This is a genomic window from Mesorhizobium sp. M0166 (assembly GCF_040322255.1).
In the GTDB taxonomy this organism is placed as follows: Bacteria; Pseudomonadota; Alphaproteobacteria; order Rhizobiales; family Rhizobiaceae; genus Mesorhizobium.
In genome coordinates, this window is sequence record NZ_JAMYTD010000047.1 from 35,790 (window position 1) to 45,593 (window position 9,804).

The 9,804-nt window shown below is 64.5% G+C and carries 12 protein-coding genes; 7 read left to right on the plus strand and 5 right to left on the minus strand.

Features of this window, described 5'->3' with window-relative positions; translation table 11 throughout:
* Positions 1-4 precede the first annotated feature (4 nt).
* Complete coding sequence (locus NKJ46_RS30110; protein WP_352670251.1) at positions 5-1,882, minus strand: ABC-F family ATP-binding cassette domain-containing protein; 1,878 nt, start codon at positions 1,880-1,882, stop codon at positions 5-7.
* A gap of 450 nt (positions 1,883-2,332) precedes the next feature.
* Positions 2,333-2,512, minus strand: coding sequence for a hypothetical protein (locus tag NKJ46_RS30115; RefSeq protein ID WP_254820275.1), 180 nt, complete (start codon positions 2,510-2,512; stop codon positions 2,333-2,335).
* A gap of 132 nt (positions 2,513-2,644) precedes the next feature.
* Here NKJ46_RS30115 and NKJ46_RS30120 point away from each other — a divergent pair, with 132 nt between their 5' ends.
* The 3 genes from NKJ46_RS30120 to NKJ46_RS30130 all read left to right on the plus strand — a co-directional run bounded on the left by NKJ46_RS30120 (position 2,645) and on the right by NKJ46_RS30130 (position 5,461).
* On the plus strand, positions 2,645-2,818 hold the full coding sequence (locus NKJ46_RS30120; RefSeq protein ID WP_352670253.1) for a hypothetical protein: 174 nt from the start codon (positions 2,645-2,647) through the stop codon (positions 2,816-2,818).
* 94 nt (positions 2,819-2,912) lie between these two features.
* Positions 2,913-4,994 carry an ATP-dependent helicase gene (locus NKJ46_RS30125; protein ID WP_352670256.1) on the plus strand — a complete coding sequence of 694 codons (2,082 nt, stop codon included), beginning with the start codon at positions 2,913-2,915 and terminating at the stop codon, positions 4,992-4,994.
* 164 nt (positions 4,995-5,158) lie between these two features.
* Entirely contained in the window at positions 5,159-5,461 is a 303-nt protein-coding gene (locus NKJ46_RS30130) for a DUF982 domain-containing protein (protein ID WP_352452964.1), read from the plus strand.
* A 12-nt stretch (positions 5,462-5,473) separates the two neighbouring features.
* Here the strand turns inward: NKJ46_RS30130 and NKJ46_RS30135 are convergent, their stop codons facing one another.
* From NKJ46_RS30135 to NKJ46_RS30145, 3 genes are all read right to left on the minus strand, one after another.
* The gene (locus tag NKJ46_RS30135; protein WP_352670259.1) at positions 5,474-6,262 is read right to left on the minus strand and encodes a GGDEF domain-containing protein; all 789 of its coding nucleotides are present in this window, start codon (positions 6,260-6,262) and stop codon (positions 5,474-5,476) included.
* A 130-nt stretch (positions 6,263-6,392) separates the two neighbouring features.
* Entirely contained in the window at positions 6,393-6,563 is a 171-nt protein-coding gene (locus NKJ46_RS30140; RefSeq protein ID WP_023677663.1) for a hypothetical protein, read from the minus strand.
* A 139-nt stretch (positions 6,564-6,702) separates the two neighbouring features.
* Complete coding sequence (locus tag NKJ46_RS30145; RefSeq protein WP_352670262.1) at positions 6,703-7,215, minus strand: DinB family protein; 513 nt, start codon at positions 7,213-7,215, stop codon at positions 6,703-6,705.
* Between the two features lie 77 nt (positions 7,216-7,292).
* On the opposite strand from NKJ46_RS30145, the gene NKJ46_RS30150 reads away from it, so the two are divergent.
* The 4 genes from NKJ46_RS30150 to NKJ46_RS30165 all read left to right on the plus strand — a co-directional run bounded on the left by NKJ46_RS30150 (position 7,293) and on the right by NKJ46_RS30165 (position 9,529).
* Complete coding sequence (locus NKJ46_RS30150) at positions 7,293-8,003, plus strand: glutathione S-transferase family protein (protein WP_352670265.1); 711 nt, start codon at positions 7,293-7,295, stop codon at positions 8,001-8,003.
* A 438-nt stretch (positions 8,004-8,441) separates the two neighbouring features.
* Positions 8,442-9,077, plus strand: coding sequence for a 5,6-dimethylbenzimidazole synthase (gene bluB / locus NKJ46_RS30155; RefSeq protein WP_352670267.1), 636 nt, complete (start codon positions 8,442-8,444; stop codon positions 9,075-9,077).
* 4 nt (positions 9,078-9,081) lie between these two features.
* Positions 9,082-9,204 carry a hypothetical protein gene (locus NKJ46_RS30160; protein ID WP_352493224.1) on the plus strand — a complete coding sequence of 41 codons (123 nt, stop codon included), beginning with the start codon at positions 9,082-9,084 and terminating at the stop codon, positions 9,202-9,204.
* Positions 9,205-9,232: 28 nt separating this feature from the next.
* Positions 9,233-9,529: a DUF1905 domain-containing protein gene (locus NKJ46_RS30165; RefSeq protein WP_352670270.1), complete on the plus strand. Its 297-nt coding sequence runs from the start codon at positions 9,233-9,235 to the stop codon at positions 9,527-9,529.
* Positions 9,530-9,804 lie beyond the last annotated feature (275 nt).

The following is a 9,804-nucleotide window of genomic DNA, read 5'->3' on the forward strand; positions in this document are numbered from 1 at the left end:
GCTCCTACTCCGCCGTGCCTTCTTCATACTCCGACGACATCGACAGCCATTTTTCCTCGTGGCTGGCCAGCTGTTGCGCGAGTTGTGAGCGCTCCTTGGCCAGCCTTGTGGCAGTCGAGGGGTCCTTTTCGTAGACGGCCGGATTGGCGAGTTCGTCCTCGATCAGGTCGATGCGCCTGCGGAGGCGGTCCATCAGCGCTTCGGTGGCGCGGATTTCCTTGGCCAGCGGCTCGAAGGCGGCGCGGCGCGCGGCTGCATCGCGGCGGCGGTCAGCTTTCGAGGCTTTATCCGCCTCGCGCTTGCCGCGGCGGTCGCCGGAGACGCCGGTGACCAGCGTCTTGTAGTCCTCGAGGTCGCCGTCATATGGATTGACCGCGCCGTCCTTGACCAGCCACAGCCGGTCGGCCGTCGCCTCGAGCAGATGGCGGTCGTGCGAGATCAGGATGACCGCACCGGGAAAATCGTTCAGCGCATGGATGAGCGATTCACGGCTGTCGATGTCGAGATGGTTGGTCGGCTCGTCGAGGATGAACAGGTTCGGCCCCTCGAAGGCCGACAGGCCCATCAAGAGCCGCGCCTTCTCGCCGCCGGACAGATCTTTGGCGGCGGTGTTCATCTTTTCGGTGGTCAGGCCGAACTGGGCGACGCGGCCGCGCACCTTCGATTCCGGCGCTTCCGGCATCAGCCGGCGGACGTGCTCGTAGGCGTTTTCGTCGGGCCTGAGGTCGTCGAGCTGGTGCTGCGCGAAGATTGCCACCTTCAGCCCGGGCGCCACCGTCATGCTGCCGGTCTCCGCCTTCAGCCGGCCGGCCAAAAGCTTGGCGAAGGTCGACTTGCCGTTGCCGTTGGCGCCGAGCAGCGCGATGCGATCGTCGGCATCGATGCGCAGCGTCATCTTCTTCAGGATCGGCTCGCCCTCGGTGTAGCCGACGTTGACGTTGTTGAGCGCAATGATCGGCGAGGCCACCGTCTTCACCGGCTCCGGAAAGGAGAACGGCCGCACCGTGTCGTTCACGATCGCGGCGATCGGTTTCATCTTCTCCAGTGCCTTGATGCGCGACTGCGCCTGCCTCGCCTTCGACGCCTTGGCGCGGAAGCGCTCGACGAAGGATTCCATGTGCTTGCGCGCGGCTTCCTGCTTGACGCGGCCCTTCTCCTGCAATTCGCGCTGCTCGGTGTATTGGCGCTCGAACTGGTCGTAGCCGCCGCGCCAGAAGGTCAGCTTCTTCTGGTCGAGATGGACGATCGAATTGACGGCGCGGTTGAGCAGGTCGCGGTCGTGCGAAATCAGCAGCACGGTATGCGGGTATTTCGACACGTAGTTTTCCAGCCATAGCGTGCCTTCGAGATCGAGATAGTTGGTCGGCTCGTCGAGCAGCAGCAGATCGGGCTCGGCAAACAGCACTGCGGCCAGCGCGACGCGCATGCGCCAGCCGCCGGAGAAGGACGAGGCCGGGCGCCGCTGCGCGGCATCGTCGAAGCCGAGGCCGGCGAGAATGGTGGCCGCGCGTGACTCGGCCGAGTGCGCGTCGATATCGGCCAGCCGCATGTGGATGTCGGCGATGCGGTGCGGGTCGGTCGCCGTCTTTTCCTCTTCGAGCAGGGCACTCCGTTCGAGGTCGGCCTTGAGCACGATCTCGATCAGCGGCTCCTCGGTGCCAGGCGCTTCCTGCGCGACCTGGCCGATGCGCGTGTTTTTGGGCAGGCTGATCGAGCCGGTCTCGGAGGCGAGGTCGCCGGTGATCGCCTTGAACAAGGTTGTCTTGCCGGTGCCGTTGCGGCCGACAAGGCCAGCCTTGCTGCCGGCCGGCAAGGTCAGTGAGGCATGGTCGAGAAGCAGGCGTCCGGCCATGCGGAGCGAAAGGTCGTTGATGATCAGCATGGCCGGGCTTTTGCACGGGACAACCATGCTTCGCAAGGGCTTGAGCCCCGGCTCGCCGCATAAGGCGCGAAAACCGGCAGCAAGCAAGTCAGCCTGTCGCGCCGCAACTTCCCGCAAACGCAAAAAGAACCCGCGATCCTGAGGGGGGATAAGGATCGCGGGTTCTTTCGTGAACGGCGGCCTTGGGAGCGTCCGATCGACATCCAAACACGCAGCAGCCTGGTTTGTTCCATGGGAAGAACGAACTATGTGATGAACAAACGCTGCCGTGGCCGACACGTTTGTCCACAGGGGCGTGCCGTCTGTACGCTATCGACCATGACGCTGCGGAAAGACTCGGCTATCCTTGGATGTGCGGCGGGCCTGATCTCCGCCTGGCCGGCGCCATCAGCTTCCTCCCAAGCGGCGCCGGCCCCTCTCCTTGACCGGCGCCGACGCCATTTGAGGCGGTCATTGTTTCGGCGGCGTGCCGGGCTGATCGCCGCCGGTCGTAGACTTCGGCACCGGATTCTTGTCGACCTGCGGGTTCTGCTCGACGGTGTCGCCGGGGGCTTTGGTCGGCTGGATGTTGTTGTCGCAACCCGCAACCGTCAGAGCTGCCATAAGCAGCAGGATTGAGCGCTTTTTCATCGCAGTCTCCTCTCGCCCGACAACGAGGCGTCGGCAATTTGGTTGCGCGGCCGGTGTCGTTCCCGCATTCGCCAAGGGGCCGGGGAACAAAATGCCGCGTCTCCGGTTGCTGCACAATCAATGGAGGAAGGCATGATCCGTCTGCTCATCGCCGGGGCAATCGTCTATGTCGCCTATCGCGTCGCCAAGAAAGTGATCGACGAGGTGCCCGACGATTTCGATCCGCTGCTGCTGCCGCCGCCACAGGACGATCGCAAGGCGCTGCGGCGGCAATCGGCAAGGATGGGCGTCGAACCCGAGCGTTAGTCGACAGGCCTGCCCGCAAGGCTTCTTCGTGCACGAGCCCTATTCCGGCTCCGCAAACCGTTGCGAACAAAGCAGAAACGATGCTTGATGGGCGATGAACCTCGCCGCCCGTGATTCGTCCTTCCAGCCGGCCTATCTGGCGAAGCTCAACGCCGAGCAGCGGCTTGCCGTCGAACATGGCGACGGCAAGATCGCCGGGCCGTTGCTGGTGATTGCCGGCGCTGGCTCCGGCAAGACCAACACGCTGGCGCACCGGGTCGCGCATCTGATCGTCAGGGGTGCCGACCCCCGCCGCATCCTTTTGATGACATTTTCGCGCCGTGCCGCAGCGGAAATGGCCAAGCGGGTCGAGCGCATCGCCGGCGAGGTGCTGGGGCGCGATGCCTCCGTCATCACCGATGCGCTGAGCTGGGCCGGCACGTTCCACGGCATCGGCGCCAGGCTGCTGCGCGATTATGCGCTGGAGATCGGTCTCGATCCGGCCTTCACCATCCACGACCGCGAGGATTCCGCCGACCTGATGAATCTCGCCCGCCACGAGCTTGGGTTTTCGAAGACCGAAGCCCGCTTCCCGACCAAGGGCACCTGCCTTGCGATCTATTCGCGTGCGGTCAACGCACAGGCGCCGCTCGGCGAGGTGCTGGGTTCGGTGTTCCCGTGGTGCGCCGGCTGGGCCGAACAGCTGAAGCAATTATTCGCCCGATATGTCGAGGCCAAGCAGGCGCAGAATGTGCTCGATTACGACGACCTGCTACTCTATTGGGCGCAGATGGCCGGCGAGCCGGAAATCGCCGCGCATCTGGGTGCGCGTTTCGACCATGTGCTGGTCGACGAATACCAGGACACCAACCGGCTGCAGGCATCGATCCTGACGGCGCTCAAGCCCGACGGATCGGGGCTTACGGTGGTCGGCGACGACGCGCAGTCGATCTATTCGTTCCGCGCCGCGGAAGTGCGCAATATCCTGGATTTTCCCAAGCAGTTCGCGCAGCCGGCGGAAGTCGTCATGCTGGAGCGCAACTACCGCTCGACCGAGACGATCCTGGCGGCGGCCAATGCGGTGATCGGCGAAGCGTCGGAGCGTTTCACCAAAAATCTCTGGACCGAGCGCAAATCGGCGGAAAAGCCGAAGCTGGTGAGCGTGCGCGACGAGACCGAGCAGGCGAGCTATGTCTGCCAGGCGATACTCACCGAACGCGAGGCCGGCACGGTTCTCAAAGCACAGGCGGTGCTGTTTCGCGCCTCGCACCATAGCGGCCCGCTGGAGATCGAGCTGACGCGCCGCAACATCCCCTTCGTCAAGTTCGGCGGGCTGAAATTTCTCGACGCAGCTCACGTCAAGGATATGCTCGCCGTGCTGCGCTTTGCCGAAAACCCGCGCGACCGCGTCGCCGGCTTTCGCGTGCTGCAACTTCTGCCGGGCATCGGCCCTTCGGCCGCCAATGCGATCGTCGAGACCATGGCGACGTCGCTCGACGAGACGATGGGGCTTGCCCGCTATCGGCCGCCTCAGCGGGCCGCCGACGACTGGCCGGGCTTTGTCGCGCTCTATAGCGGCCTGCGCGCCGGCGCGCAAAAATGGCCGGCCGACATCGAGCAGGTCAGGCTCTGGTACGAGCCGCATCTGGAACGTATCCACGAGGATGCAACGACGCGCCGGGCCGATCTCCTGCAGCTCGAGCAGATCGCTTCCGGCTATGCGTCGCGCGAGCGCTTCCTCACCGAGCTGACGCTCGATCCGCCGGACGCGACCAGCGACGAGGCCGGCCCGCCGCACCGCGACGAGGATTATCTGATCCTGTCGACGATCCATTCGGCCAAGGGCCAGGAGTGGAAGAACGTCTTCGTGCTCAACACCGTCGATGGCTGCATCCCGATCGATCTCGGCGTCGGCAGCAAGGAGGACGTCGACGAGGAGCGGCGGCTGCTCTACGTGGCGATGACGCGGGCCAAGGACAACTTGCACCTGGTCATGCCGCATCGTTTTTTCGTCCACGGCCAGGCGGCGCGCGGCGACCGCCATGTCTATGCCTCGCGCACGCGCTTCATCCCGCGCTCGATCCTCGGCGCCTTCGAGCAGGTGGCATGGGCCAGCGTCCAGGCCAGGGACGATCCGCGCCGCCAGCCGCAGGTGCGTGTCGACCTCGGCGCCCGCATGCGCGGCATGTGGAAATAGGCACCCGCCTCGCCGCTGGCGCTGCTCGCCCGGCGACCGCTCCCGGAGCCGGCGAAAAAACAGTCCCGGCAACATGGAACCTCGCGCCGTGATCCGCGTTTCTGCCCGACCCCCAGACCGGAGAACGGCGTCCGCCGTGACCTCCGCCCATTCGAGAGGCCAGAATGCACGACAGGACGTTTTCCACCCCGGTCGCCCTAACTGTTGGCGCCGGCTACAAGCGTACAATCGCTTCGTTCTCCGAGATGCACGAATTCCTGACCGAGTTCCCGCCTTCGCGCCGGCGGCTGAGCTATGGTGCGGCGGTAAAGGCCTGCGAGGCGGCACGTGCCGGCGAGATCTCGGCCGAAGCGGCACGCGACGCCCTGATCACCTTCGCCGTGACGGCAGGCATTCTCTGGCCGGCCGCCCAGCCGGCAGTCTCGGTCAAGCCCGTCGCCCGGGGCCTCGGCGGCTACGCCGCCTGACAGAAACGACCATCAATGGACCGTCATCGGGCCGCCGCCCGGCGCGTCGCCCGCTGCCGCGGGTTCGAAACTGACCTGATCGCGGCCGTTCGATTTGGCCTTGTAAAGGTGCTTGTCCGCCACCACGAACATCTCGGCGTAGGTGGTCGGCCCGCTGAACGCCACGCCGCCGATGCTGACCGAGAGAGGACAGGGCCGGCCGCCAGGCGAGAACTCCGCCTCACGGACGCGTCGGCGAATTGTCTCCGCCACCAGCCAGGACTGCGAAGGATCTGCGCCGGGAAGGAAAACCGCAAATTCCTCGCCGCCGATCCGGCCGACGATGTCGGCGCCGCGTAGCTGGCCCTGGATCGTCCTGGCGATCAGCTTGAGCGCCTGGTCTCCGCAGTCGTGGCCGAGGCGGTCGTTGACGGATTTGAAATGGTCGGCATCGACGATCAGCAAGGCGCCGGCATTAACGACGGAATGGCTGCGGGCCTGTTCTAGATAGGCCTCGACGAGCATGGAAAACGCACCCCGGTTGAATACCGCCGTCAGGCTGTCGGTCGCCGCGACGACGGCCAGTGTCTTCTGCGCGATCGCCAGCTGGCGCATTTTCCACATCAGGAAAGAGAAGAACGAGCTGGCCAGGACGAGCGGCAGCAGCAGGTCGGTGAGCTGCGCCCGCCACAGCGCTTCCGGCGACAAATACGGGAAATTGAAGGAATCGACGAAGAACGCGGCTGCAATGCAGACCGCCGTGCCCGCGACGGTAACCGCCACGACCCTGCCCCAGCTCGTCGGGGACAAATCGATCTGCATGCTTTTGCTCCTGCTTCAGCCGGCTACCTTGAAGCAACAGCGCAAACGAAGTCCTAAGACTTTGCTTTCAATTCGATCGCAGTCGAAGCGAACCAGCCGTCGAGATGGCGGCCGGATAAGAAGATCGGTCCTAAATCAGCTGCCTTCTGATGCTCATCCGGGTGACCGCGGTCACAAGAATGGCGCCGATCATGAAATAGATGGTCGCGACAATGTCGCCCTGGTGGAAATAATAACCGGAGTTGAGAAGCGCCAGGACCACGGCGAAGAACGCCACGAGGCGCAAGGGTTCATTGGGCATGCGTGCCAATTCTCGCTGTTGCTGCTGAATGCTGCTGAAGCGGCCGCCCTCACGACCGTGCGCTCCATAAAATGTTTTGGTAGGTTTTGCAATCTCGGCAGATCGTCCACTATCCACCGCTTCACCAGCCGCCCCAGGTTCAGGCGAAAGCCCTGCCCTCCTCGCTGCGCTGGAACATCGTCAGGTCCAGTCCGAGGCTTGGCTTGCCCAGAATGGTCAGGATCGCGTGCGCCTGGCCGCGGTGGTGGGTCTGGTGGTTGAAGAAGTGGTCGAGCGCCGGCGCCAGCCGCTGCGAGACGGTTCGCATGTCCGAGACGGTCATATAGGAGAAGCGGCCCGACAGCGCCTTGTCGCTCAGGCCGTCTACCCAGTGGATGATCCGTTTGTCCTCGGCCTCGCGCGCCAGCCGCAAGCCGGGCAAGGCGCGGTGCAGGATCGCGTCGAGCTTTGCCGGCGCGTCGCCCTCGCCGGTGAAGCGTTTCATCCAGATACGGTCGGCTGCCAGGAGGTGGTTGAGCGTTCCCATCATCGAACCGAAGAAGACGCCGATATTGCGGTCAAACTCTTCCTCGTCGAGATCGGCGGCGGCATCGTAGATGCGGCCATTAGCCCATTGATTGTAGGCCGCAAACATCCTGAAATGCTGTTTCATTCTTCTCTCGACCTGCGAGACCCTGTTTCGCGCGGGTCTGTTTCGGGCATAGTTAGACTGCAAGGACGCTGCCGCCAATGACCATTCTGCTCTATGACCTTGTCGGACGCGACGCCGCCCGCCCATTCAGCCCACATTGCTGGAAGGCGGTGATGGCGCTGACCCACAAAGGGCTCGACATCACCAGCGTGCCGACCCGTTTTCTCGAAGTGCCGAAGGTGGAAGGCGGCGTCTCGAAGCTCGTTCCGGTGATCCGCGACGGCGAGACGGTGGTCGCCGATTCCTTTGCTATCGCGCTCTATCTCGAGGAGGCCTATCCCGAGCGGCCGACATTGTTTTCCGGCGACGGCGGCAAGGCGACGGCGCGCTTCATCGAACGCTGGTCGCAGCTGACCATCCATCCCTACGTCACCACCGCAGCGATACTGGACCTGCATGCAATGCAGGACGAGGCGAACGCCGCCTATTTCCGGCAGAACCGCGAGCAGCGCTTCGGCAAGCGCCTGGAGGCAGTATACGCCACCCGCGACGCCGGGCTCGCCAGCTTCCGCGCCTCGCTGGAGCCGCTCCGCTCGATGCTTGGCTATCAGCCCTTCATCGGCGGCCCGTCGCCGCTGTTTGCCGACTACATCGTTTTCGGCGCGCTGCAATGGGCGCGCATCGCCACGCCCTACCGGCTACTCGACGACAGCGATGTGGTGGCGCAATGGTTCGAACGATGCCTCGATCTGCATGGCGGCCTCGGCCGCACGGTCGCGGCCGCAGCGATCGCCCCACTCGAGAGTTGAAATCGGCAGTTTCATCGGCAACGCCACATTTTGTTCTTGCTTTGTGCCGGCAGCTATGCTACTAATCTGGGTATGGTGCTAATTGGCTCCAACGACCCGCCCGGCTTGCCGAGGCGGGTTTTGTTTGCCGATCAAGGTCCAACGGCGTAGATCGCGGCGATGTCGTCCGGCCTCGGCTAAAGCGCCTCGCGTTCGACCGGCCTCAAGTGGCGCGCTTTAGGTTCGTTTTTTGATGCATGTCGTTACCGCAAACCGCTGCACACCCTCGGATCAAGCCCGAGGGCATGCTTTGGCGCGACATGCATTAGAATTCGCGCCCGGCGAAATGCGACAATGCGGGTAGACGAAGTGTCGCTTGAGGCGCCTCATCACTGCCCGGATCGAAGCAAACAAGACGAAGTCCGGCGAACCGGGCAACCACAACAAAGGCAGCGCGCCATGACCACAAACCCAGAGTTCCCGGCCGACTTTCGCGCCGGGCTCGCCAATCTTTTCCTGTGGCGGCGCGACGTCAGGCGGTTCAAGCCGACGCCGCTCCCCGAAGGGGCGCTGGAGCGGCTGCTCGAGCTTGCCAGCGCCGCGCCGTCCGTCGGGCTGAGCCAGCCCTGGCGCTTCGTCATCGTCGAGAGCGAAGCACGCCGCGCCGCCGTCAGGGCATGCTTCGAGCGCTGCAACGCGGAGGCACTCGCAAATTTTTGCGGCGAACGCGCCGCGCTCTATGGTCGCCTGAAGCTTGCCGGCCTGAATGAGGCGCCCTGCCAGCTTGCGGTTTTCGCCGACCGCGCAACCGAGCAAGGGCATGGGCTTGGACGCCTGACCATGCCAGCCACCATAGACTATTCCGCTGTCATGGCGGTCCACACGATGTGGCTGGCTGCGCGCGCCGAAGGAATAGGCATGGGCTGGGTCTCGATCCTCGATCCGGCCGAGATGGCGACAATCCTGGACGTCCCGCCGGAGTGGACGCTGATCGGTTACTTCTGCATCGGCTACCCGAGCGAGAACCACAGCGTGCCGGAACTGGAACGGGAAGGCTGGGAAACCCGGCGGCCGTCTATCGTGACAAGGCGGTAGTGCAATGGCGGCGCTGCCATCCTCTTTGCAGGGAAGAATGGCTTTCCCCCGCAGGGCTGTGGAAATCATCGATGGTTCGCCGATCGTCAGTATCGCCAACAAGGCAGCATGGCAAAGCCAGTCATGACGGCCTTGACCTGAGGAAGGGCACAGAAATGTTCTGCTATGACATGCAGGCCGAGATCTGGGTCTATCCGGGCAAGGGCGGCTGGCATTTCGTGACGCTGCCGCCGGAGCTTGGGGCCCGGATCAAGACGGCGATGGTGGGGGCGGCAAGGCCCTGGGGCTCGCTTGGCGTCGAAGCCGTCATCGGCCAGACCAGATGGCGGACATCGCTGTTTCCCGACAAGAAATCCGGCAGCCTGCTCTTGCCGATCAAGACCGCGGTGCGGGTTCGCGAAGGCCTCGGGGCTGGCGACACGGCCAACCTGACGATCGAGATGCAGTTATGACGACGTTGGGCCGGGCTGACGACGACGCGCGATAGGGCGCGGCTTCATTCCAGGTTGGGTTCCTCGCCCCACGAAAGTGGGGAGAGGTGGCTCGGCGAAGCCGAGACCGGAGAGGGGACTGCGCTCTACGAAGGCCCCTCTCCGGGGGGGGGGGGGGCCCCACGACCCCCCGATGTGTGGGGGGGGGCCCCCCGGAGGTGGTGTGATTGTGTGAACCCCAACCCACGCACCGGAGCCACCCGGGGGGGGGCCACAGGCAGCCCAACCCCCCCCCG